Below are 26,295 nucleotides of genomic sequence, written 5' to 3' on the forward strand. Positions count from 1 at the left end.
TATTTTTGATAAAATATTATATGGTACTTATTCAAAATATACATAAATCTTTTGGTTCCCTTGAAGTTTTAAAAGGTGTTTCTCTCCATATAAAAAAAGGTGAAATAGTTACCATCGTGGGAGAATCAGGTGCCGGTAAATCAACTCTTTTGCAAATCATTGGCACTTTAGACAAACCGTCAAATCCCGAAAGATATCACAGCATTATTGAAATTGATAATTTACCCATTACTCAATTGAGAGATAAGGAACTTTCTTTATTTAGAAACCAGAATATTGGATTTATTTTTCAATTTCATCAATTATTACCAGAATTTACTGCACTCGAAAACGTAATGTTACCCGGAATGATCGCCGGAAAATCTAAATCTAAATTAGTTAATAAAGCAAAGGAATTATTAAGTTACCTGAAATTATCTCACCGTTTGGAGCATAAACCCGGAGAACTTTCCGGCGGTGAACAGCAAAGGGTTTCCGTTGCCAGGGCATTAATGAATAATCCTAAAATTATTTTAGCGGATGAGCCATCAGGAAATCTTGATTCCGCGAATGCTGAAGATTTACATCAATTATTTTATCAATTAAGAAAAGAATTTAATCAGACTTTTATAATTGTGACGCATAACTCTCATTTAGCCTCTATGGCAGATAGAAGTTTACTTATGAAAGACGGAATAATAGCTAATAATTGATAATAAAAATAGTACGCTTTTCTAGCTGATTATAGTTTTTTTATTACTATATAAACTTATTTAAACTATATTCCAATAAAAAAAGCATCAAAAAATAGTTTTCTGATGCTTTTTTCTTTTTAAAATTTTACTTATAACATTACAATTCCTTCAATGGAACTTGCTTCTTTATAATATTCAATAACTGAAATTGAATCCGTTACATACATAGTAATGGTTATGCTTGTATATTTACCGTTTTTACTTTCTTTCATTGAAAATGAAGCTCCGCTATGATCAAAAATTTTATGCAATTGAGCCACTTTCTTGCTTTCCGTTGGAATTATAAACTTAAATATATAATTCCCCGGAAATGTATGTTCTTTGTCTAACTGTTCTTTAAATCTTGAATAAAAATCTTCAGGATTTTCGCCTTTATTGGCAAATATTTTTATATTGTCATTCCTATTCATGGTTACCCTTAAATCAAATCTAAAGCCAAATAAAATTTATGACAAAATAGCATGTTGAAAATTATTTTAGTTATTTATCATACAATTTATTATATAAATTGATGTATTTTTCTTTAATAAATTTTCTTTTTAATTTTAAGGTAGGAGTTAATTCTCCTCCATCTACCGACCATACATTGGGGGTAAGCTCTATTTTTTTAATTTGCTCCCATTTCCCTAAATTTTTATTTACCTTTTCAACATCTTGCATGATTCTATCTTTAATTATCTTATTATTGACAATTTCTTCTGGCGAAGCAGTAGAATTTAATGGTAAATGTTTATAACTAATATATTTAGAAATAAAATCAAAATCAGGCTGTATAAGCGCACAAGGCATTTTTTCTCCGTCACCAACTACCATGGCTTCTCCTATAAACCGTGATTGCTTAAGGTTATTTTCTGTTACTTGTGGAATAATATATTTTCCTCCGGAGGTTTTAAATATTTCTTTTTTTCGATCGGTAATTTTCAAGAATCCATCTTTCATATAACCTATATCTCCTGTCTTAAGCCAACCGTCTTCTGTAAATATTTCTTTGGTTTTTTCTTCATCTTTATAGTACCCTAAGAAAACATTCGGCCCTTTGGTTAGTATTTCTCCGTCCTCTGCAATTTTAACCTCATATCCGTCTAATAAAGGCCCCACCGTACCTAATCGGTAAACTTCATCATTTATACCGTTTACTGAAATAACCGGAGAAGTTTCTGTCATTCCATATCCTTCCGTAACGAGTAACCCCGCGGCAGTGAATACTCGACAAAGATTCTCAGATAGCGCGGCACTTCCACATATCATTAATTGAAGATTATTACCTACTGCTTCTCTCCACTTTTTAAATACTAAAGCATCCGCTATTTTATGAGAAAGGCCGGACGGTTTAAAGGGTTGATATTTTTTAGCCACATTGAGTGCCCATAAGAAGATTTGTTTTTTAATCCAACCGGAAGAAGTTCCTTTGTTATATATGGATGCATACAATTTTTCAATTACTCTCGGCACCACTAGAATTACATCGGGTTTAACTTCTTTAAAGTTTGAAGCTAATTTATCTATACCTTCTGCAAAATATATCCCATAACATTTATACATAAAGACATAGACTACCATTCTTTCTAATATATGACTGATGGGAAGAATACTTAAAATTCTGAATTTCTCATCATTTTTCATTAAAAACCTGGTATGGCATCCCATTACATTGGATAGTACATTTCCATGTGAGAGCATAACGCCTTTGGGTCTTCCTGTAGTTCCGGAAGTATAAATCAACGTCATCCATGTATCGGGTTTTATATTATTTTTTAAGGTTTCAACATCTTGTTGATTAGATTCCTCTTCACCCTTTTCTTTAATTTCCGACCAATGGGGGACTCCTTCTATCTCATCGAAGGTAAAAATATTTGAAAGCGAAGGGCAATTTTCCTTTATATTTTGTACTTTATCATATAACTTTTTGTCAGAAATTAGACAAAATTTAGCTTCACTGTTATTGAGTATAAATGTTAAATCGTCATCGCTCATGGTTGGATATATAGGAACACTTACCGCTCCTATTTGTTGTATGGCAAAATCCATAATCATCCATTCTGTTCTGTTTACTGACGTAATTAAAGCTATTCTGTCTTCAGGTTTAATTCCATATTTTAAAAGACCTCTACTAACTTGGTTAACCTGATCTATAAGCGATTTTGTTGATATTCCTTCCCAAACTCCATTTTTTTTTGATGATAAGGAAACTTCAATCGGCCTATTTTCTAATTGATAATATAAAATGTCAAATAGCCTAGCGACTTTCATTATGTATTCATTTTAAAGCGCGAAAAATACAAAAAAATAATATATTAGCAAAAATCATCTTTTTTCTTGATTTGTTAATTAGAAATAAAAAATCAAGTTTTCTATCTTATGTAAATGAAAACTGACTAAAACTTATTAATTAGAAATAATCAGTTTTCATAATTTAACTTTTTTTAAAATTCAATATTTTTATTTACCATTGGAATAAAGGCCTAGAATCCATTAAAGCATTGACTTCTTTTTTTACTTTATCTATCACCTTTTCGTTTTCCGAATCTGCGATAACTTCATTTATAAAATCCGCTATTTTTATCATATCGTCTTCTTTGAGCCCTCTGGTGGTTACCGCTGCAGTTCCCAATCGAATACCTGAAGTTACAAATGGACTCCGGTCATCGTAAGGAATCATATTTTTATTACATGTTATGTCTGCTTTTTCTAATACTTTTTCGGCAGCTTTACCTGTAATATTTTTATTGTGTAAATCAATTAGCATGAGATGATTATCAGTTCCTCCTGAAATTATAGTAAAATCTCTTTCTATCAATGCTTGAGATAAAGCTTCGGCATTTTTAACGACTTGATGGGTATAAGCAAGGTATCCATCACTTAATGCTTCAATGAAAGTTATCGCTTTAGCCGCAATTATATGCTCTAAAGGTCCGCCCTGAGTTCCCGGAAAAACAGCTCCATCTAGCACTTGTGACATCATCTTTATCTCTCCTTTAGGCGTTTTATGTCCGAAGGGATTTTCAAAATCTTTACCTAACATAATCATTCCTCCTCGCGTACCTCGTAATGTTTTATGAGTTGTAGTGGTTACAATATCACAATAAGGTAGAGGATCACTTAAAATTCCTTTAGCTATTAATCCTGCAGGATGTGAAATATCAGCCATCAATATTGCTCCTATTTCATCTGCTATTTCTCTAAATTTTCGATAATCAAAATCTCTGGAATAGGCTGATGCTCCCACTATGATCATTTTAGGCTTTTCTCTCCTGGCTGTTTCAATCATATCTTCATAGTTGATGCGCCCATCATCTTTATTTACTTTATAAAAAACCGGGTTGTAATTTATTCCTGAAAAATTAACGGGAGAACCGTGAGTTAGATGTCCGCCATGGGCTAAGTCTAACCCCATTACTTTTTCACCGGGTTTTAAACAGGCTAGAAATACGGCTGCATTTGCCTGTGCTCCGGAATGCGGCTGAACATTTACATAAGAAGCACCAAATAACTTTTTAGCACTTTCTATGGCGATTTCTTCTATTTGGTCTATTACTTCACATCCTCCATAATATCTCCTTCCCGGATATCCTTCTGCGTATTTGTTTGTTAATACAGATCCGGCGGCTTTCATTACTTCGTCGCTGACAAAATTTTCTGAGGCTATCAATTCAAGCCCTTTGGTTTGTCTTTGTTTTTCTTTTTCGATCAGTTCGAATATTGTTTTACTTTCCATAACATAGTTTACTTTATTTTCTATATGATTTTTCCCAATTCCATGCATCTTTAACCATATCTTCTAAAGAATACTTGGCTTTCCATTTTAATATTTGATTGGCTTTATCGCAACCGGCATAGATGCTTTCTACGTCTCCATTTCTTCTGCCTCCTATAACATAAGGTACTTTAACCTTATTAACCGCCTCAAAGGTATTTATTATTTCTAAAACAGAATTTCCAAGCCCTGTTCCTATATTAAATACATCATGCGACAAATCTCCTTTATCTGCCAGTAAATACTCACAAGCATTTACATGAGCTTTCGCTAGATCAACCACATGAATATAGTCTCTTATGCATGTTCCATCGGCGGTGTTATAGTCGTTACCAAATACTGTCAATTCTTTTCTAATTCCAAATGCTGTTTGTGTAATAAATGGCATTAAATTACTGGGAATTCCTTTCGGCAATTCTCCAATTAAGGAAGATGAATGGGCTCCTACCGGGTTAAAATATCGTAAAGAAAGTGCTTGTAAGCTACCCGTTGCTGAAACTTTTTCTATTATATCTTCCGCCATTTGCTTGGTACTTCCGTAAGAAGATAGGGCTTTTTGAATTGGAAAGGTTTCTGTAACAGGTAATTTTTCGGGCTGTCCATATACGGTTGCAGAGGATGAAAAGACCAATTTTCTTACCTTAAATTCATTCATAACTTCCAATAGGTTCATAAGAGATATTAAATTTGACCGGTAATAGGTAAGAGGGATTTCCATAGATTCTCCTACTGATTTTTTAGCTGCAAAATGTATACAGGCAGAAATATCGTTATTATCCGTAAATACTTGATGTAATTTATTATAATCACCTATATCGTATGAATAGAATTTGGGTTTACATCCCGTAATTTTTTCTATTCTTTCTAATATAAATAATTCTGAATTACTCAAATCATCTATAATTATCGGTTCAAATCCTGATTGAATCAATTCAACTACCGTATGAGAACCTATAAATCCTAAGCCCCCAGTAATTATGATTTTAGTTTTATTCATAAGTCATGAAATTTATCTAAATATTTATTTATAATTCTTCACTCTTTTTATCCTGCTTTTATATATTACATCCGTAAGCATAGGTACTTCTTCCACTTCTACGTTATAAGTATCTAAGCCTAAAGCAGCGGTATCAGATATTCCTATATATTTGACCATGTTATAAAAGCGTAAGATAAACCTTTCTTTTAATGAAAACAAATATTCTTGATTGAAAACTCTATCTATAAGGATATATTTAAAATCTGCAGGAATATCATATTTTTTCAAAGATGGATAATTGCTTGACAAATCTATTTTTCCTGAGATTTTTAAATCTTCAAGTACCTGACTAAAATAAATATTTATTAATGGAACTACTTTGAATCCTAATTTAAAATTAACTTTGTATAAGGTATTGGGTATTAATTCTAATACATCATATTCAAACGTATACGGATTTGTATCATTTTCAACTCTAAGAAACCAATAGTAATCTGCTCTTTTAGGGTTTTTATTGACTATAGAAAATAAAATTTTTGCTTCTATTTCTTCTGATTTACCTGCTCTACTTATATATACTAAATGGGTTGAATATTTCGATATGTCTGTATCGGTTTTCATATCTTGTATAATAGGCAGATAAGGTTTTATATTTACGTATTGTACGTATTTATTCTTCAATTTTCGTCCATTATACCAAATGTACATAGAGAAAGCAATCAATCCGGCTAACATCATGGTAATCCATCCACCTTCTTCAAATTTCAACGCATTGGCATAGAAAAATCCTCCTTCAATGATAAAATATATGATTGCAAATAGTAAAATAAAAAATATATTTACTTTTTTGCTATATAAATAGAAAAGTAATAAAATGGTTGTCATCAGCATAGTGATGGTAATTGCCAAACCATAGGCCGCTTCCATTTTAGAAGATTCTTTAAAATAAAATACAACAAAAATACAGGATATGAGTAATCCCCAATTTATGGCCGGAACATACATTTGACCTTTTTCATGGGTGGGATATTCAATTTTTTGCCTTGGCCAAAAGTCCAATGACATAGCCTCACTAAATATAGTGTAAGATCCAGTTATTAAGGCCTGGCTTGCTATAACCGCTGCCAAGGTAGCCATCCCTACTCCAATGATTACAAAGTTATCGGGCATCATCATAAAAAATGGATTTCCTCCGCTAGCTGCTTCTACAGGATGTGACAGAATCCATGCGCCTTGTCCGAGATAGTTTATGATTAAACAAATTTTTACAAAGCCCCAACTTATCCTGATGTTTTTAATTCCACAATGTCCCAAATCGGAATATAATGCTTCGGCTCCGGTGGTACACAGAAATACAGCACCCATAATTAGTAAAATCATATGTTTAGCTTCTAATGCAGTTTCTGCACTGTCTCTCACAATAAGCATTAACTTAACAGCATAATAGGGATTTATGGCTTTTATTACATATAAATTAGGTATAAATTGAATAGCACCCAGTAGTAACAACATGATAAACCACAGGGTCATGATCGGTCCGTAAAATTTACCTATAGATTGAGTTCCAAATTGTTGGACGACAAAAAGAACTATAAGTATAAATATGGTAATGGGTATGACTTCTGTATTGGGATTATAACTTTTAAGTCCTTCTACTGCCGACATAATGGTCATTGAAGGAGTAATTACCCCATCAGAAACTAACGTTGCTGCTCCTAAAATGGCTACTATGTACAGCCATTTATTCTTCATCTTTTTGACCAGCGAATACAATGCTAGAATTCCACCTTCTCCGTTATTATCAGCTCGTAACGCTATTACCACATACTTTAGGGTTGTTTGCAATGTTAACGTCCAAATGATGCAAGATAAAGCCCCTATGATAAAATCTTCTGAAATATGATCTGTGTGATTGGCGGCAACTATGGCTCTCATTACATATAATGGAGAGGTTCCTATATCACCAAAAACTATCCCGATGGTAACTACTAAACCTATAAAAGTAAGTTTAGATTTCTTAGAATCAATCTGCTGCACAATTAGTTATTTTAATTTACTACTAATTTGCAAAGTTATATTTTTTTTAAGTTAAATTTTTTTATATACTGTTAATTTAATTAAAATAGAACCGGAAATTTAGCTCATTAATTTAACTTCAATGTTGCCAGTACCGGATAATGATCGGAAATTGTAATTGTTTTATCTACATAACATTGCATCGGCGTAAAGCTATTACTTGCAAATATATAATCAATTCTAATGGGATAATAATAATCATAAAAAGTCCATCCTAAACCTTTCCCACTTTCTTCAAAAACATCTGTCAAATCTTTTTTCAAGGTAAAATATTCATACGATAAGGGTACCGAATTTAAGTCTCCACACACAAGTACGGGATAGGGTGATTCTTTTATATATTTTGAAAGTAAATCTATTTGAACTTGATGTTTTTGAAAACCTTTTATTAATTTTTCCGTTATCAGTTCCAAATTATCTCCAAAATGTTTTAGGCTGTTGGCTTTGAATAAATTTTTAGAAAGATTCATGGGTTCTAAATATATGCTGAAACATCTTATTATATCCTGATCTATCTGTATATCTACCAAGCATGCAAATCCATTACCCGGCAGTATTATTTTTTGTTCATTTATAATGGGATATTTTGATGATATGCCAATTAAATCAAAGGCTGCATTATAGCGTTCAGCTAAAAATATTTCTTTTGACCTCCACTGTCTAGTATAGATTTCGTGAAAAAATGCAATGTCAATATCTTTTTGATGGATATAGTTTTCCAGGGCTTGTAAGTCTTTATTATCGTTTGCATATCTAATATTATAGGTTAAAATTTTAAGTTCATTATTCCGAATCGGTTGATTATTCATTTCCCCAAAATGAACGTATTTTTTTATAGGAAACAGTAAAAAAAGGGTGATAATAAAGAAGGGTACAAAAATTAATTGTCTTTTAATAAGCCAAAATATAGTGAACAAACAATAAAGAGCAATTAGTATGGGATATATAAGAGCCAGTAAGCCAAAATATGGAAATGTCTTGGGTTCAATAAATTTATTAAAATAAGTCAGAAACAGCAATATAGTTATACTAAGATGTATTATAAGAAATAGATAATTTAATTTGCTCTTTTTTATAAACATCATATTCTTAAGTATTTCATTTGGAAGAATTAAATAAAAATTCTTTTTCCTGTTTCGTCAAACTATCATATCCGCTTTTTGAAATTTTATCCAATATAGTATCGATCTGTTTTTGTTTCTTTACTTTGTTATAATTAAATTCTTCATCAGATAAAGGTCTGGAGTGATGCGATGTATATTGTTTTTTATCGTTTTTTTCAATTTTAAATTTGGGTTTACCTAGTTTTTTAAAATAAGCTCCAATATGGATGACAATTTTCTTAAAATGGGGAATGGGAAATACTAGAAAATCATTTCCTTTTTGGAAAGACTTCATATAAAAAAATCCAAAACTTGCAGCTGCCATTCTAGCTATAAATACTCCGATAAGTTCATTATAGTTGAGCAAATTAACAACATCAAAAAGCACAAACACTATTCCAACGACATAAAGAGGCAGTTGATAGGGTATGGGAAATAGGGATATTTGCATTTTTGGATTGTATGAAATTATTGCAAATAAGCAACTATAAACACCCAACATTCCACCTTCTAAAAGGGTATATTCCTGATCGGCAACTACATTTGTAAGTAAAAAAGCTATACAACCGATTAAATTGCCATAAATAAAAAATTTTAAAAAACTTGATCCGCTAAAATATATTCTGAAAATTTTTTCCACAAAATAAATAATCATTGCGGCAATTAATAAATCCCAAAGATTAGTATATATAAATGGAAAGGTTATAATAGTCCAAATAAATGGAAGAAAATTATTTACAGAAACCAAAACATATGAGGTTATTGAAAAATCAAACGTTTTAATTAATAAAAAGTTTAAAATCCAATAAAAAAATGAAAACAATACAGAGATGAAAATGAGTTTAATTCCTTCTGTTCCATTTTTATAATAATCCCATATATTTATCATCTTTTTGTCCATACAACTGATTTAATTCCAACGATATCTGTTTTTTAGCCAATGACGAGTCAAAAAATATCCAAAAACGGCTCCTCCTAAATGAGCGAAATGTGCTACATTATCTCCTTGCGATTGTTGAATTCCTAAATATAATTCTAATAAAACCATAATCGGAATAAAATATTTAGCCTTCATTGGAATCGGTGGAAAGATTAACATTAATACGGAATTAGGAAACATCACTCCAAAGGCTACTAAAATCCCATAAATGGCTCCACTGGCTCCCACCATTGGGGTGACTAAATCTACATATAGCTTGCTTGCAATGTATTGATTAGTCCCTTGAGGCAAAGTATTCAACCATGCATATGCTTTTTGTTCCACATTATTATTTGATATTTCATAACTTAATTTTGCGTATTTGCCAACTTCGTTTAAAGGAACATTGGCAGACACTAAAGAATCATACACTTGCTTGAATTCAAAATAATTAACTAAATTGAATAAAGCAAAAGCTCCTAACCCACAAACGAAATACAAGATCAAATATTTTTTAGCTCCTAAAGACTGTTCTACAGCAGATCCAAACATCCACAGGGAAAACATATTGAAGAAAAAATGTGTAAATCCTCCATGCATAAACATATGAGAAATTATTTGATACCAATGAAAATTGGGGGATAAAGGGAAATATGCTCCAAAAAGAACCGTGAGATCTATCCCGCGAGTAGATAATATATATGTTGCTATAAAAAACAGAGTGTTTAATAGTAAAAGATTTTTAGTTACCGCTGGTATGGTTCTATTCATTATTTTAAAAAATTAATTGTTCTAAATGATGGTTATTAATCGAAATTTGGCATGGGCAATATTTCATAATTTCTTTTTCCAAAAGGATTAAATTTAGGACATCCTAAAGTTATGAAATTCTCCCAAATAGGTAAAAAATGAGACGGTTGTATAAATTCATTTCTTTTTCTGGCAGAAACTTTTGAAATGGTTTTACTAAAAAATATAGAAAATTCTTCTTCGGAATGTTCTGATAATTCACTTAATAAATAGTCAATTAATTCAATTATTTTTTCTTGCATAACATCCGATGGTATTGCTGTTATCGTCAGTAAATCTTCTTCAATTTCCATATCCAATCCCTCTGCAAATAATGCGGTTTTAATTGAATCTAATTTCTCCTTTTCAAGATCATATACCGGTCTTTCTATGGGAAACAATAATTGTTGACTTAAGACATTCCCTTTCGAGTTTTTCATATGATTTTCATATAAAACTGTCTGATGTATTCTATAGGGATCCAAAATCCATACATTGGAATCTTTTTCAGTAATCCATCTCCCATTGGATAATCGTAATAGTGACGATTCGGTGATAGTTTCACTAGGATTATCAAACATTTCAGAAGTTAAAATTTCTTGTCTGGAAGATGCATATAATTCATGCAAATTGACTTTTTCGGCACGTGATGGTTTACCGGGTTTAGTATCAAACGGATTATAGGACGAATTAATATTTATTTTAGGTTCAACAACGGGAGTATCTTTTTTATTTAATGAAAAACTCCAATCAGGATTTTGATCAAAATCTAAGCTTGGTACAACATTATAAACCCCAAGGGATTTTTTAATGGCTGTTCTTAATAATGCATATATTGACGCCTCATCTTCAAATTTAATTTCTGTCTTAGTCGGATGAATATTAACATCTATTCTTTCCGGATCAATCTGTATATAAAGAAAAAATGAAGGCAAAAACCGTGGCGGGATCAATCCTTCAAAAGCATCCTGTACCGCTTTATTTAAATAGGTCGATCTAAAAAATCTTTGATTTACGAAAAAAAATTGTTCACCACGTGCTTTTTTAGCACCTTCCGGTTTTCCTATAAATCCATTTAATTTTATCCAATCTAATTGTTCTGCAATTGGGATTAATTGATGTTGAATTTTTCTGCCGAAGATTTCTGAAATTCTTTGTAACAAACTTCCTGAACGAAGCCTGAACATTTCTTCGTCATTATTAAATAATTGAAACTGTATATCTTCATGTGCTAAAGCAACTCTATGGAATTCGTCTAAAATATGCCTAAATTCAACGGAATTGGATTTTAGAAATTTTCTTCTTGCCGGCACATTAAAAAATAAATTTTTAATTAAAAATGTAGACCCGACTGCTGTATTTACGGGAAGTTGAGAAATGATGTCTCCCCCTTCAATAATAATATGAGTACCCAATTCATCTTCCTCTTTACGAGTTTTTAATTCAACTTGAGAGACTGCTGCTATGGAGGCTAATGCTTCTCCTCTAAAGCCTTTGGTGTGAATATGAAATATATCTTCTGTAGTTGTTATTTTTGAGGTTGCATGTCTTTCAAATGACATTCTTGCATCAGTTACACTCATTCCCACCCCATTATCAACTACCTGAATTAGATTTCGACCCGCTTCTTTTATGATAAGTTGAATTTGCGTTGCTTTTGCATCGATAGCATTTTCTAAAAGTTCTTTTACTACAGAAGAAGGTCTTTGTACTACTTCTCCTGCCGCTATCTGATTGGATACATTATCCGGAAGTAAGTGTATTATATCAGGCATACTACAAAGTTATTAAAACTATTAGAAACCTCATCGCAACCTTTTACTAAATAAAAAAATGAAAGAACAATTATTTAATTAGCAATAATTTAAAAAATGCTAAATTTATATTACAAAAACTAATCAATAGCCTATTTCTTTCAAATAATCTGCTTTTTTTATTGATAAATTTTTTCTTTGTTATAAAAATCAACAAAATTTTCATATCCGATGTATTTACATAATAAATCTAATATATGTCTGTTGGGTTCTCCTGTAGCTTTTTCTCTTCCATCTATATATTTATCGTAATATCTTATAAATGTCTTTTCACTAATACATGTCTTATATTCTTTTTCAATCTTAACGGAAATATGTTTTGAAAGAGGAGTTTTCAACACAAGTAACGATTCTTTTTTAGCTTTATTAAAAGCCGCATAAACTATCTTCTTAATTACTTCTTTATATCCCATACTTTAATTCTAATAGTTAGTAAATACTTTTTTGCAACCAATAAAAAAAGAAGCAAAATTTTTTAAATGTCTTTAAAAAGTCTTTAGTATGTCTTTATTTTACTTTATATTATCAGTTACTTTGTATTTGAATTTTGTTAGTATATTTTATAGCAAAGGTACTAAATGTATTCTAATAAGGAATAAACAAGTAGTAGTATTTTAATAGAATTGGGAAGCCTATTAAATAACTGCCACTTCGTATTGCTTGCTTCCCTAATGCATAACTGTATTTTAAATGCTAGAAAACAGCTAATTAGCTATCTAAAATTTTTAGATACATTTTTTTTATTAAGTAAAAATTAAATAAACAATAAACATGAAAAAAATATCAATATCTATAGTAAGTTTATCTTTAAGCTTATTTATAACATCATGCAACGACGATTATAGCGATATCCCAATGCAAAAAACTTTATCTGCAGAAAATACATTAAACAGCCAGACACAAAAAGAGGAAAATAATTCCGAAAATACGGAGATTGGAATTTATAGGGTCGATATGGATATCAGTGGAGAAACTGCTCAGAATCCCGTGAGAAGAATGGATATCAGCGGGGAAACTGCTCAGAATCCTGTAAGAAAAATGGACATTAGCGGAGAAACTGCTCAGAATCCCGTGAGAAGAATGGACATTAGCGGGGAAACTGCTCAGAATCCCGTGAGAAGAATGGATATCAGCGGGGAAACTGCTCAGAATCCCGTAAGAAAAATGGATATTAGCGGGGAAACTGCTCAGAATCCCGTAAGAAAAATGGATATTAGCGGGGAAACTGCCCAGAATCCCGTGAGAAGAATGGACATTAGCGGAGAAACTGCTCAAAATCCCGTGAGAAGAATGGATATCAGCGGAGAAACTGCTCAGAATCCCGTGAGATAATTCATTCTAATTTTGAGAAATAATTGAATTTCAAAAAAAATAAAATATTTTAATTCAATCAATAATTCATAGATATTTATACGGCAAGGAATACATGTATTCCTTGTCTTTTTTTACTTAATAAATATATAATTCTTAATACATAATAAGTTTCAATATTATAAGTTTATATTTTTATATTTAGTAAATAATGAAAACATTTATTATATATTTATTCTATATCGTTGTTTTATTGCTATATTTTCCTTCATGCAAAGATTTTACTATACGAAAAAAGAAATCTGATAGTTCAATTAAAAAATCAAAAATATATAATACTCCTTTTACTTATTATACTAATGAAACCATTCAATTAACGTATAAAGAAATATATAGGCTAAAAAAAGAAAAGAATAATGAACTTTTAGCTAATATTTATTTTCAAATGGGTCATTATTATTTAAACAAAAATAAAAGTGATAGCTCATTTTATTATTTCAATCATGCAAAAGAAGCGTATTTACTTGATAATAATAATGTCTTTATCGGTAAAAGTTTAATAGATATGGCCATCATCCAAGCGAATGAAGGAGATTACATAGGAAGTGAAGAGACCGCAGTTGAAGCACTACGATATATTAAAAAAACTCAACATAATGCTTCCTTATCTGCTGTATATAATTGCTTAGCCATATCTAAAACTGAACAAAAAGATTACGATCAAGCCATAAAATATTATAATTTGGCTTTAAAATTTTCAACCAGTAAAATATCTGTTATCAACATAAAAAACAATGAGGCGGTTGTTAATATTAAAGCCGGAAATTATGACAATGCCATTAAAATTTTAACTAAGTTAATTAACGATTCTTTTTTAAATAATCTCCCCCTTCATAAAGCTCGTATAACTGATAACTTAGCTTATGCAAAATGGCTCGATAATCCAAACTATAAGGCTGATAAAGATCTTTATCAAGCCCTAAAAATAAGAGAAAAAGCATCTGATTCTATAGGACAAATTGCCAATCATTATCATTTATCGGAATACTATGAAAAAACAAGCATTAAAAAAGCAATTTTTCATGCAAATAAAATGTATAATATTGCTTTAAAATTAGGGAATATAGATGACCAACTTGCGGCGATGCAAAAAATTATTCTTTTAGATACACCTTCTACGCATGAAAAAAATTATTTTAATTCTTATATTAGATTAAATGATGAAATCAATTTTAAAAGAATTCGAGCCAAAAACCAATTTGCTTTAATCCGTTATGAAGTAGAACGTAATAAAGAAGAAAATGCTTTACTAAAAGCTGAAAATGCTCAAAAAAACTATTTGCTATTACAACAAAAAGTAACGATTGGTTCTATTATAATTTTAGCATTAATAATTGTAATATTATTAATATTTTGGCATAAAAGAAGAAATGCTAAATTTAGACAAGAAAAAATTGAAGAAATCCATCGAACCGAATTGAAATATTCTAAAAGAATTCATGATGAAGTAGCCAATGGTATTTACTTTTTGATGGTTCAACTTCAAAATAATTCAGATGTAAAACCAACGAAGATAATTGATGAATTAGACCAATTATATCTTAAATCAAGAGATATCTCGCATGATTCAGATTATAAAATTAGTTTGACTGAAGAATTTTCAATTACTTTACGTAATATGATTAAACATTATGGTTCAAAAAATACCCGAATAATATTAATAGGTAATGAATCCCATATTTGGAAAAATATCCCAGACAATAAAAAAGAGGATTTATATTATATTCTTAAAGAATTAATGACTAATATGAAAAAACACAGTCAAGCTGATATTGTTACATTAAAATTTAAAAAAGAAGATTGTATCATTTCCATTGAATATACAGATAATGGCGTGGGTTTTTCCGGCTCAGGTACCGAACCATTCGCAGATTTAAAAAACATAAATGACAGGTTACACCCAAAAAAAGGTTATTATATTATTGATCGCAACAAAAAGATCGGCTGCTCAATAAAAATTTTATATTCAATATCTAATTAATAATAATGTTCAAAAAAATACTTATTTCAGAAGATTTTGACAGTTACAATATAGGGATTAAAAAAACTGTTGAGGAATTAAAAATTCCTATTATTGACCAGTCTTTCTATTGCGATGATGCTTTACTTAAAATCAAAAGAGCAATTATGGATCATGATCCCTATGATCTATTAATAACCGATTTATCTTTTGCTTCTGATTATAGAGAACAAAAATTGGATGGAGGCGAGGATTTAATACTAGCGGCTAAAAATGAACAACCTGATATTAAGGTTATCGTTTTTTCGATTGAAAATAGGTTTCATAAAATTAAATCTATGTTCGACAGATATAAAATTAATGGATTTGTAACCAAAGGCAGAAATGACACCAAAGAATTACATAAAGCTATTATATCGGTGAATCAAAATAAAACCTATATTTCCAACGATAATTACAAAACAAATCAAAATAATTTATATGAATTATCGGAATATGACATCAATTTATTAAAATTACTTTCTAAAGGAAATACTCAAAAAGAGGTGGAACAACATTTAAAAGAAAATCAAATTGTGCCTAATAGTGAAAGTTCAATAGAAAAGAGGCTTGCCTTATTAAGGGCATCTTTTAATGCAAAAGACACTAAACAATTATTAAGTTTAATTATTGAATTAGGGATAATTTAAAAGTTTTTGAGTTTTAGATATTTTTTTAGTTTATATGCTTTAGTAGTGTACTTTTTATCTTTTGGAATAATTCCAATCTTTTCTTTTTTTAATCTGATCTTAAAATAATGAATTCTTACGGAAAACATTTTTTATAATACAGAAGTAATTAATTTTTTAATTATATATTTAGAAATTTACTGATATGAATCTTTAAATTCCTTAAAGGGAATTTTTAATTGAAAATTTTTAGGAATATTATTTCCTAAATCCGATTCCGAATTTTTAATGCTTACCCCTATCAATCTAATTTTCTTATCCAAGTCGAGTGTATAGAGTAATTCCAGAGCAATTTTATAGAGTTGAGAAAAATCCATTATATAACTCGTTATGGTTTTACTTCGCGAGATTACTTTAAAATTAGATAATTTTATCTTTAAAGTAACAGTACGGCCTTTAAAAGAATTTTTATTCATTCTGTGAATTACATCTCTACAGATAGTTTCTAACTCCGCATACAATCGGGGTAAAGAATTTGTATCTTCCATAAATGTATTTTCTGAACCTACTGATTTTCGTATTCTATTGGGATTTACTTCCCGATTATCAATAGCCCTCGCATTTAAATAGTATAAACTCCCGTGCTTACCAAATAGCTTTATAAGATCTTCTTCAGATTTTTTTTTCAAATCTAAACCGGTATTGATTCCTATTTGATGCATTTTTTCGGCAGTTTTTTTTCCTATTCCGAAAAAATCTTCAATCTTAAGGTTTTCTACAAATTTTTCTGCTCTTTGAGGAGTAATAATAAATAAGCCATTGGGCTTATTATAATCTGAAGCTATTTTTGCAAGGAATTTATTGAAGGAAACACCTGCTGAAGCTGTCAATCCGGTTTCTTTAAAAATTTTATTTTTGATTTCCTTTGCAATATCCCTGGCAAATTCCATATTTTTAAAATTATGGGTTACATCTAAAAATGCTTCATCTAACGATAAGGGTTCTACTAAATCGGTATATTGAAAAAAAATGTCTCTAATTTGTTTTGAAACAGAACGATAAATCTCAAAACGGGCGGAAGTGAAAATCAGGCCGGGACATCGTTGAATTGCTTGTTTGGAGGACATTGCTGAACGAACACCAAATTTTCTTGCTTCATAACTGGCTGCAGCAACTACTCCTCTTTCTCCTGCAAATCCAACGGCCAAAGGTTTCCCTCTAAATTCCTCATGATCTCTTTGCTCGATTGAAGCATAGAATGCATCCATATCTATATGAATTATCTTACGCACAATGACAAAGTTACAAAAGGTGTTTACTTAAAATCAACAAAAATATTATTTTTGTGTAAATTTTATTTGTAACAATCAAGTTATATGATCCGTTTTTAAATAAAATACAAATCGTAAATCAAAATATTATTAAATTTTCCTATTAATTTATTTGTTACAATTAGATTGATTATTATAGTTTCGATTTTGTTAGTCATTCACTCTAATAATTAATAGTTATATATTTTCAAACATTTCTTATTGGAAAGTATAGTAATATTAGCTTCGTTTAAATTATACTATAATTTAAAAAAGTTAATTTATTAAAATCTATTAAATAATTGTATCTTTATCACTTAGGATTTTTTATTAAAACCTTTTGAAAAAAATTATACTTTACATAAAAAATAATGATATAATATTTCTGTTTTTTTCAAATAAAAGTTGAGTTACCAAAAAATGTAACCATTTTATAATAAAAAAGTTATAATATGTTTTATAAAAGAAAATGGCATGATTTATGACGAAATTATTTTTTAAAATTTTTTAAAAAATTTTAACTATCCATATGAAATTATATTGTTTTACCATCATATTACTAATTAGTTTACTAAGTTGTAAGAAAGAAGATAACAAAAAAATAAATGCTTTACCTGAAAAAAATGTTACTAATGTTACTTCTATTTCAGACACAACCGGCACACATCATAATAATTCAATAGATACTACTATTCATCACGGTAAAAAAGATTCTTTAACTAAACCTGCTCAACCTAATAACAAAAATTCTTATAAATCAGACAGTGTCTCTAAGAATAATAAAGATCAAGATAAATTTGCCGAAACAAAACATAATCATAAAGGAATCGTAAAAGATTCCTCGGATAAATACTATATTTATTTATCCTTAGATGATGGTCCTCAATTACCGGGCACGCATAATTGTAAAACTATCTTGGAAAAATACAATGTTAGAGCTACTTTTTTCATGATAGGTGTTCACAATACAGGAATAGTAAGAGAACAACTAGTGGACTCCATAAACAATAATCCATTATTTATCGTTTGCAATCATAGTGATACCCATGCTAATAATAAATATAGTTTATTTTATAAGAATGCTAAAAGTGCTCTACAGGATTTTTTAAGAGCTGAAAGTAAATTAAATCTTAAACATAAAATAGCTCGACTTCCCGGCAGAAATACCTGGGCGGTTAATCATCAGATTAAAGGCGAATCTTCTGCGTTCAATGTTGCCAAAAAACTCGATTCTATAGGTTATTTTGTATATGGTTGGGATTTGGAATGGAGATTTGTTCATAGTAACATTCCGGTTGAAAGTGCTACTGAAATGATAAAAAAAGTTAAAAATACTTTGAAAAACGGTAGAACACATAGTCCTAATTCCATAGTAATTCTAGTTCATGACAGAATGTTTGATAAACCGCAATATGCAGATTCTTTACAGAAATTTATTTCTGTATTGAAAAGCGATAAACATTACATATTTGAAACCCTTGATAAATACCCTATTTTATCTTTAGAAAAAAATTAATTATATATACTTTTTCGATAAGTTTATTAATATTTTTTAAATAAATATTTGCTGAAAAATTAGTAGTGGATTTTAGTATTAATTGTATTTAAATTTTAAAAATTGTTTATTTTAACTACTAAATACTTTTTTATAAGGTTTTTTTATTTTCCGTTATATTGATTCATAGTATTATTTAAACCTGAAAAAATAAACGATAGTATTGCATCTGTGCTTATATCGATTCTTTCATTAAGAACTTTTTTTTCTTCTTCGTTCCACTCTCCTAAAACATATTCAATTTGTTTACCTTTTACATAGTTATTACCGATTCCAAAACGAAACCGCGGATATTGTTGCGTTTGTAACTTTTCTTCGATACTTCTCAATCCATTATGTCCCGCACTGCTTCCTTTGGATTTTATACGAATAGTACCAAATGGTAGGCTTAAATCATCACAAATAATTAAACAATTCTCGAGCTTTATTTTTTCTTTTGTAACCCAATAGTTAACTGAATTACCGCTTAAATTCATATAAGTATCAGGCTTTAGTATAAAAGTTTTTCTGCCTTTATATGAAGTTTCACAAACTTGACCGAAATTTTGTGCTTTAAAACTACCTCCAAGTTTTTCAACTAGTCTATCAACCAGTAAAAAACCTATATTATGCCGAGTATTGCTATATTTTTCTCCTATATTTCCTAAGCCTACAATCAGGTATTTATTCATAAAATTTCGATTTTTGTCATACTACTATAAGAAAAAATCAGTATTTTTTCTTATAGTATTTTTTTATTCTTAAAAGTTCAAAAGGAAGTTTTAAAGAATAAGAAAATTTAACTTTGGAATCTCCCACATCTCTCCAGGCTTCTAGAGGGATTTCTTTTGCTCTCTTTTCAACATTTTCTTTACCAACTATATTCATGAATTTAAAGAAAATTTCAATATCAAAACTCCAATTTGATATAAACGGATCAGCAAATATCTTTTTAGCTATATCTTGAGAGAATGCTTTGGCTCCGCATTGAGTATCATAAACCGGTAAATCCAACATGGTACTGGATAAGGTAGCAAAAATTCTTCCAATTAAATGACGGTGCAATTTTCTTTTTATTTGCGAACCGATTCTTCTGACTCTTGATCCGAATACAAAAATAATATTTTCGTTCATGTATGAACATATACGACTATATTCTTCAACAGAAGTAGCTAAATCAGCATCTAAATATCCTAAAATATCAAAATTTTTCCACGTAAAAGCTTCATTGATCCCGGTAAAAATTGCTGCTGCTTTCCCTGCATTTTGCTTTTTATCAACAACTAAAACTTTATCTGGAAATTTTTGATACAATTCATTTAATATTTTTAATGTTTGATCCGAGCTGCCATCATTTACAAAACAAAATGAAAGATTATTTTCTTCTGCTAAACTTTTTTCAAATTCTTTGATAGGCAACCTGAATTCTTCATTATAACAAGGAACAACTACACAATTAGTTTTCATGATTTATATATTATATATTAATTATTTAATTATGATCGCTTTTTTATTAAAATATTCTGCCATGGTCGCATTATAAAAATGTTTTGGATCATGGCTTAAATCAGAATGATATATAATTCGTGGCTTTGTTTGAATTGGTAATAAGTATATAGTATCTTTCTTAGACTTTTGAATAATCTCATATCTTTCATGAACTTCTTCTTTATATTTTTGGGCTTTACCACTAACGATATCATCGTATGAATTAAAAATATTATTGCTTAAATCATATACTTCATTATCTCTAATGGCAAAAATATAACCTAAAACTAAAATTAGCAAAGAAATATTTAGTAAAAAATGTGGCACATGTATTTTACTGATGAAAGGTTCTCTGATTAATTTGCAACATACAACCATTAAAAGAATCAAAATACTTAAAAAGATTACATTGACCGTGCGTAGTGGCGGATAACTTCCTAAAGTATATATACTTGGAAAGCATCCGATAAATATGAGAAGTAAAAATAAAAGTATATAAAAATAATAAGGAAGTGAAAGTAAAGAAAATTTCATTTTTTGTAATGATTTTCTAAAGCTGTAAAAAGCCAAAAATATAATTAAAAATGAAAGGGCTGCATATCTAATAATTATAACTGTTGTTTTTCTAAGAGATTTTAAAATAATTTCCGTAAAGGAATAAGGATTAAACACGGAATGAGAACGTTCGTGATTTCCCGGTGCTATTAATATAAAAATCGTTAACAGGACAGTCCAAAGTAATAGATAAAAATATATTGTAAATAATTTTCTAGTTTTAAAAAAGTTATAAGTAAACAATAAGAAATTAAAGATCAGCAGATAAATCATGGATATTTCATTACAGCCTATAATAAGAAATATCAATAAATAGAGAAATACATTCCTTAATTTTAATTGTTCGGTACTCTTAGCACAAAATCCTATATAAAATAGAAATAATATATTGCCCAAATGATAGGTAGCAGAACCAGAAAGCCAATAAAAGGCTGAATTAATCCCGGGTAATTGAAATATATAAATAAAAGAAAATAACGAGGCTAGTTTAACAGATAAGATCTTATCTTTTACCAGCTGATAAAACATAAAATAGGAAGCAAAGATAAAAAGCACGATCATCAACACAGAAATCATTCTATATCCTAAGAAACTTCCCCAATGGATGGGATCTGTAATTAAAACCGCAGTAGCTGTATATCTACTCCCCCAATGCATATATTCATAATATTCTATACCCAAAAAAGTATCTTTATTTAATTTTATAGCGTAATTAAAATCATCCGCCGAAGGTTCATTAAAAAAAGAAAGATATAGCAATGGAAGGGTTGCCACAAATAATAATAGGATAATGAGTTTATCAAAAATACTAAATGTGCGCGATTGACTCATGTAATACGTATAAAATAAAATATTGGATAATAAATGCGAAGATACATTTTTTTTGATACGATTTCCTGCTATTCATCGATAAATGCATGAATTCTTTCCAAAAAATAAAGTACATCGTCTATTTTCAATATCTTGTCTTTTCTTAAATAAAGCTGTAAATTATCATGTACGTTTTTTTGTTTTAATGAAGCATCAGAAGGGTTATTTTGTAAATATTCCAGAACTTTCTTAAAAGTATCTGATTGATAATATTTAGATTGAGCGTTAATTGGAAAATAGGCCAACAAAACATTATTTTTAATTAATAATTTTTCAAATCCAATATATTTGGAAATCCATTTTAACTTAACACTCTTTAATAAATCTTGAGTTTGATCAGGTAATTTGCCAAAACGATCTATAAGCTCGTTTTTAAAATTGGTAAGTTCTTCTTCATTAGTAATTTCAGATAATTTTTGATAAAGTGAAAATCGTTCTTCTACCTTATTTACATATTGATCGGGTATTAATAATTCAAAATCGGTATCAATTTGTACATCTGTAATAAATTCCTTCTTCTCGTTTTCTTCAACAAACAAATCTGAAAATTCATCTTCTTTTAATTCTTCTATAGCTTCATTTAAAATTTGTTGATAAGCTTCAAATCCGATTTCTGCAAAAAAACCGCTTTGCTCAGCACCTAACAAATCGCCGGCTCCTCGTATCTCTAAATCTTTCATGGCTATATTAAACCCGGAACCCAGATCTGAAAATTGTTCTATTGCTTGTAAACGCTTTCTGGCTTCGGATGTGATAACGTCTAATGGCGGAGTGATGAGATAACAAAAAGCTTTTCGATTGGATCTTCCTACCCGCCCCCTCATTTGATGTAAATCTGCTAAACCGAATCTTTGAGCATCATTAATAAAAATTGTATTTGCATTTGGAACATCTAAACCGGATTCAATAATTGTAGTTGAAATTAAGACATCGTAATTCCCCTCCATAAAGTCAATCATAATTTTCTCAAGTTTCTTTCCCTCCATTTGACCATGTCCAATGGCCACTCGGGCCATAGGAACCAAGCGCTTAATCATCCCTGCGAGCACATCCAAATTTTCAATTCTATTATTGATAAATAATATTTGTCCTTCTCTGTTTAATTCATAAATGATGGCATCCCGGATTTGTTCTTCATTAAAACCAATAAGTTGAGTCTGAACGGGCTGCCTATTGGGAGGCGGAGTCTTAATAACAGACATATCGCGAGCCGCCATTAAAGAAAATTGTAAAGTTCTGGGGATTGGAGTGGCGGTTAACGTTAACGTATCTACCGTTGTTTTTAATGTCTTTAATTTATCTTTTACGGATACTCCGAATTTATGCTCTTCATCAATAATTAATAAGCCTAAATCTTTAAAAACGACATCCTTACCGATTAATTGATGAGTTCCTATAATAATATCAATTTTTCCTTCGGCAAGAGATTTGATTATTTCTTTTTTTTGTCCGGCAGTTTTAAATCGATTTAAATATTCAATACGTACAGGAAAATCTTTTAGTCTGGACATAAAAGTTTTATAGTGTTGCAAAGCCAATATGGTGGTCGGAACCATAATAGCGCTTTGTTTTCCATCTGTAGCCGCTTTAAAAGCTGCCCTTATGGCAATTTCCGTTTTACCAAATCCTACATCCCCACAAATAAGCCTATCCATAGCAATAGGTTTTTCCATGTCGCTTTTAACGTCTTGGGTAGCTTTTTCTTGATCCGGAGTATCTTCATACATAAAAGAGGCTTCCAGTTCATTTTGTAAATATCCGTCGGGTGAAAACGAAAATCCTTTCTTAGTTTTCCTGTCGGCATAAAGTTTTATAAGGTCAAAAGCAACTTCCTTAACTTTTCTTTTTGCCTTATTCTTAAGGTTTTTCCACGCTGCCGATCCCAATTGGTTAAGAGTAACTTCTGCGCCTTCTTTTCCTGAAAATTTTGAGATTTTATGCAAGGAATGGATATTTACATATAAGATATCATTATTTTTATATACCAGTTTGATGGTTTCTTGTAACTTATCATCATTTTTAATTTTCACCAATCCCATAAATTTACCGATCCCGTGATCAATATGGGTTACATAATCTCCCACTTTCAAGTCTGTTAACTCTTTAAGTGTTAGGGATTCTGACTTAGAAAATGAATTTCGTAAATTATATCGGTGATATCTTTCGAAAATTTGATGATCCGTATAGATAAGAAATTTAGAATTATGATCTATAAATCCTTTACTTACATTAGCATGAAAACCTATAAAAGGCACTTCTTTTTCAATTTCTGAAAAAATATCTTGTAATCTGCTTTCCTGTTTTTCGGATTGAAACGCAATGTAATTCTTATAATGTGATTTTTCTTTTTCAAGCAAATCTTGCCCTAACAAGTCAAATTGTTTATGAAAACTCGGTTGCTCTGTTTGATCCAGCCGTACTGTTTTAAATTCATTAAAATAAGGGATTGAGGAGAATTCAATAAATGAATTCTGAACTATTTTAGAAATAAGCTCATGGGATTGTATATAAAGCTCTTTAGGCTTACTGCGTTTTATATTTTGCGATAAGGTAGTATAAACCTCTTCTGCCTTTGAAAATTTTTTTTCAATATTAGCTAAAGTCAAAGAAAAATCTTTACTTATAAATATAGTGTCCGAAGGCAGGTAATCTAAAAATGAAACTTTCATAGTTTCTCTGTGCGAATGATCTATATTGGGAACAATCATAAATTCATCAACCTTTTCTTCGGAAAGTTGGGTGTCAATATTAAATTTACGTATAGTTTCCACTTCGTTGCCAAAAAATCCTATACGATAGGGTTTTTCATCAGAATAAGAGAAAACATCTACAATCCCTCCTCTTACAGAAAATTCACCGGGTTGAGTTACAAAATCGGTTCGTTTAAAATGAAAACTGAAAAGCGTTTCATTAAGGAAATCTGCATCAATTTTTTCACCTGTTTTTATTTTAAAACTAATCGAATGTAATTCAGATTTAGTAATTATTTTTTCAGATAAAGCATCAGCATAAGTAATAATAATTTTGGGATTTTTCATTTGCGTGATGCTGTTAATCACTTCCGTTCGTAAAACCACATTTGCGTTTTGGACTTCCTCAATCTGATAAGGAGTTAAATGTGAGGTAGGATAAAACAAAACTGTATCTTTCCCGAACATATCCTCGATTTCATTCAAAGCATACGCTGCTTCTTCTTTATCGGAAAAGAGTAACAATATCGTTTTTTTCAAAGAGTTATATAAATAACTACTGTAAATGTTAAGGTAGGAACCTGCCGCACCTAATACAGATAGTTTTATAATACTTTTTTCTTCTAAAAATATGGATACTTCCGAATCTAAAATACTCTTTTTTAAAAGCGGAAAAATTGAGTGTATAATGGAATTTGTTTTCAAAACAACGTAAAGGTACGAATTTTGTTAATATTTAAATTAACCTCTTATTTAGCTAATCAGCATACAATTTTTCTATTTTATTTTTTATATTTAAAAAATTTAAATTTTAATATGAATGGAAAATAAGAATATAGTAATATTAATCCACGCACATAAAAATATTGAATGTTTAAATAAATTGATAAAATCACTAGTTTATGATAATTTTGTTATCTATGTCAACTTAGATAAAAAATCCGACATTAATCCACAACAAATTGATTCTAGCGCTATTTTAGTAAAAAAAAGAGTAAATGTAACTTGGGGAGAATATTCCATAGTAAATCAAACTTTACATTCACTTCAACAAATTGTGGATGAACAAGAAGATTTTTCTCATGTTCTACTAATTTCCGGTCAAGATTATCCAATAAAAAGCAATCAATATATTGATGATTTTTTTAAAAAATATAAGGAGATTAGTTTTATTGAGTGCTTGTTAATTACTGAAAACAATAAATATAAACCTTATATATGGAGATACGATCGAAGGCATTATCCCGCGAATCGAATTTTAGAAAGAAAAATCCATACGGCATATAAATTAGCTTATAAATTTATTACGGGAAAGGAATATAAAATCAAAATGATTCACAATCTTACCCCCTATTGGGGTAGTCAATGGTGGAATCTATCCAAAGAAGCAGTATATTATTCACTTGAATTTGCAAAAAACAAAAAAATAACTACTTTTTTTACTACAACCTGGTGTTCAGATGAGGTTTTCTTTCAAGTATTATTGATGAATTCAAATTTGAAAGATAAAATTATAAATAAGAATTTCAGGTATATAGATTGGACTAATTGCATTAATAGCCCGAGAGTTTTAAGTGAAGATGATTTTAATAAGATTATTGACTCCGATAATTTATTTTGCAGAAAAATTGATAAAGAAATATCCGATTCTTTAGTTGAAAAATTAGAAAATAGAAGATAA

The 26,295-nt window shown here is 29.7% G+C and carries 21 protein-coding genes; 6 read left to right on the forward strand and 15 right to left on the reverse strand.

Annotated features, from left to right (window positions below):
• Window positions 1–20: 20 nt before the first annotated feature.
• Entirely contained in the window at window positions 21–692 is a 672-nt protein-coding gene (locus GFU93_RS07230) for an ABC transporter ATP-binding protein (RefSeq protein ID WP_105297271.1), read from the forward strand.
• 131 nt (window positions 693–823) lie between these two features.
• Here the strand turns inward: GFU93_RS07230 and GFU93_RS07235 are convergent, their stop codons facing one another.
• From GFU93_RS07235 to GFU93_RS07280, 10 genes are all read right to left on the reverse strand, one after another.
• Window positions 824–1,144, reverse strand: coding sequence for a DUF493 domain-containing protein (locus tag GFU93_RS07235; protein ID WP_160568362.1), 321 nt, complete (start codon window positions 1,142–1,144; stop codon window positions 824–826).
• A gap of 70 nt (window positions 1,145–1,214) precedes the next feature.
• Complete coding sequence (locus GFU93_RS07240) at window positions 1,215–2,984, reverse strand: long-chain fatty acid--CoA ligase (RefSeq protein WP_160568364.1); 1,770 nt, start codon at window positions 2,982–2,984, stop codon at window positions 1,215–1,217.
• A gap of 193 nt (window positions 2,985–3,177) precedes the next feature.
• Window positions 3,178–4,449 (reverse strand): serine hydroxymethyltransferase, encoded by a 1,272-nt coding sequence (glyA, locus tag GFU93_RS07245; RefSeq protein WP_160568366.1) that lies wholly within the window; start codon window positions 4,447–4,449, stop codon window positions 3,178–3,180.
• Window positions 4,450–4,462: 13 nt separating this feature from the next.
• Entirely contained in the window at window positions 4,463–5,485 is a 1,023-nt protein-coding gene (gene galE / locus GFU93_RS07250) for a UDP-glucose 4-epimerase GalE (protein WP_160568368.1), read from the reverse strand.
• 24 nt (window positions 5,486–5,509) lie between these two features.
• A complete protein-coding gene (locus GFU93_RS07255) occupies window positions 5,510–7,504 on the reverse strand; it encodes a KUP/HAK/KT family potassium transporter (RefSeq protein ID WP_255466928.1) in 1,995 nt (664 codons plus the stop codon).
• A 107-nt stretch (window positions 7,505–7,611) separates the two neighbouring features.
• The gene (locus GFU93_RS07260) at window positions 7,612–8,352 is read right to left on the reverse strand and encodes an endonuclease/exonuclease/phosphatase family protein (protein WP_160542674.1); all 741 of its coding nucleotides are present in this window, start codon (window positions 8,350–8,352) and stop codon (window positions 7,612–7,614) included.
• Window positions 8,353–8,641: 289 nt separating this feature from the next.
• Window positions 8,642–9,547 carry a DUF6576 domain-containing protein gene (locus tag GFU93_RS07265; RefSeq protein WP_160568370.1) on the reverse strand — a complete coding sequence of 302 codons (906 nt, stop codon included), beginning with the start codon at window positions 9,545–9,547 and terminating at the stop codon, window positions 8,642–8,644.
• Between the two features lie 9 nt (window positions 9,548–9,556).
• Entirely contained in the window at window positions 9,557–10,336 is a 780-nt protein-coding gene (locus tag GFU93_RS07270; protein ID WP_160542676.1) for a rhomboid family intramembrane serine protease, read from the reverse strand.
• 35 nt (window positions 10,337–10,371) lie between these two features.
• Window positions 10,372–12,129: a DNA mismatch repair endonuclease MutL gene (mutL, locus tag GFU93_RS07275; protein WP_160568372.1), complete on the reverse strand. Its 1,758-nt coding sequence runs from the start codon at window positions 12,127–12,129 to the stop codon at window positions 10,372–10,374.
• 158 nt (window positions 12,130–12,287) lie between these two features.
• Window positions 12,288–12,581, reverse strand: a complete 294-nt coding sequence (locus GFU93_RS07280; RefSeq protein WP_105297280.1) for a hypothetical protein — start codon at window positions 12,579–12,581, stop codon at window positions 12,288–12,290.
• Between the two features lie 358 nt (window positions 12,582–12,939).
• On the opposite strand from GFU93_RS07280, the gene GFU93_RS07285 reads away from it, so the two are divergent.
• The 3 genes from GFU93_RS07285 to GFU93_RS07295 all read left to right on the forward strand — a co-directional run bounded on the left by GFU93_RS07285 (window position 12,940) and on the right by GFU93_RS07295 (window position 16,188).
• Window positions 12,940–13,500, forward strand: coding sequence for a hypothetical protein (locus GFU93_RS07285; protein WP_160568374.1), 561 nt, complete (start codon window positions 12,940–12,942; stop codon window positions 13,498–13,500).
• Window positions 13,501–13,690: 190 nt separating this feature from the next.
• Window positions 13,691–15,520 (forward strand): tetratricopeptide repeat-containing sensor histidine kinase, encoded by a 1,830-nt coding sequence (locus tag GFU93_RS07290; protein ID WP_160568376.1) that lies wholly within the window; start codon window positions 13,691–13,693, stop codon window positions 15,518–15,520.
• A 5-nt stretch (window positions 15,521–15,525) separates the two neighbouring features.
• Window positions 15,526–16,188 carry a response regulator transcription factor gene (locus tag GFU93_RS07295; protein ID WP_160568378.1) on the forward strand — a complete coding sequence of 221 codons (663 nt, stop codon included), beginning with the start codon at window positions 15,526–15,528 and terminating at the stop codon, window positions 16,186–16,188.
• 176 nt (window positions 16,189–16,364) lie between these two features.
• On the opposite strand, the gene dinB is transcribed toward GFU93_RS07295, so the two are convergent.
• On the reverse strand, window positions 16,365–17,459 hold the full coding sequence (dinB, locus tag GFU93_RS07300; protein ID WP_105297325.1) for a DNA polymerase IV: 1,095 nt from the start codon (window positions 17,457–17,459) through the stop codon (window positions 16,365–16,367).
• A 547-nt stretch (window positions 17,460–18,006) separates the two neighbouring features.
• On the opposite strand from dinB, the gene GFU93_RS07305 reads away from it, so the two are divergent.
• Complete coding sequence (locus GFU93_RS07305) at window positions 18,007–18,993, forward strand: polysaccharide deacetylase family protein (RefSeq protein WP_160568380.1); 987 nt, start codon at window positions 18,007–18,009, stop codon at window positions 18,991–18,993.
• A 143-nt stretch (window positions 18,994–19,136) separates the two neighbouring features.
• Here the strand turns inward: GFU93_RS07305 and pth are convergent, their stop codons facing one another.
• The 4 genes from pth to mfd all read right to left on the reverse strand — a co-directional run bounded on the left by pth (window position 19,137) and on the right by mfd (window position 25,319).
• Entirely contained in the window at window positions 19,137–19,703 is a 567-nt protein-coding gene (pth, locus tag GFU93_RS07310) for an aminoacyl-tRNA hydrolase (protein WP_105297323.1), read from the reverse strand.
• A 37-nt stretch (window positions 19,704–19,740) separates the two neighbouring features.
• On the reverse strand, window positions 19,741–20,478 hold the full coding sequence (locus GFU93_RS07315; protein WP_160568382.1) for a glycosyltransferase: 738 nt from the start codon (window positions 20,476–20,478) through the stop codon (window positions 19,741–19,743).
• Window positions 20,479–20,499: 21 nt separating this feature from the next.
• Window positions 20,500–21,885, reverse strand: a complete 1,386-nt coding sequence (locus tag GFU93_RS07320) for a DUF6056 family protein (protein ID WP_160568384.1) — start codon at window positions 21,883–21,885, stop codon at window positions 20,500–20,502.
• A 68-nt stretch (window positions 21,886–21,953) separates the two neighbouring features.
• Entirely contained in the window at window positions 21,954–25,319 is a 3,366-nt protein-coding gene (gene mfd, locus GFU93_RS07325) for a transcription-repair coupling factor (protein ID WP_160568386.1), read from the reverse strand.
• A gap of 115 nt (window positions 25,320–25,434) precedes the next feature.
• Between mfd and GFU93_RS07330 the strand changes: the two genes are divergently transcribed.
• Window positions 25,435–26,295 (forward strand): beta-1,6-N-acetylglucosaminyltransferase, encoded by an 861-nt coding sequence (locus tag GFU93_RS07330; RefSeq protein ID WP_160568388.1) that lies wholly within the window; start codon window positions 25,435–25,437, stop codon window positions 26,293–26,295.

The organism is Apibacter sp. B3546 (assembly GCF_009827885.1).
In the GTDB taxonomy this organism is placed as follows: domain Bacteria; phylum Bacteroidota; class Bacteroidia; order Flavobacteriales; family Weeksellaceae; genus Apibacter.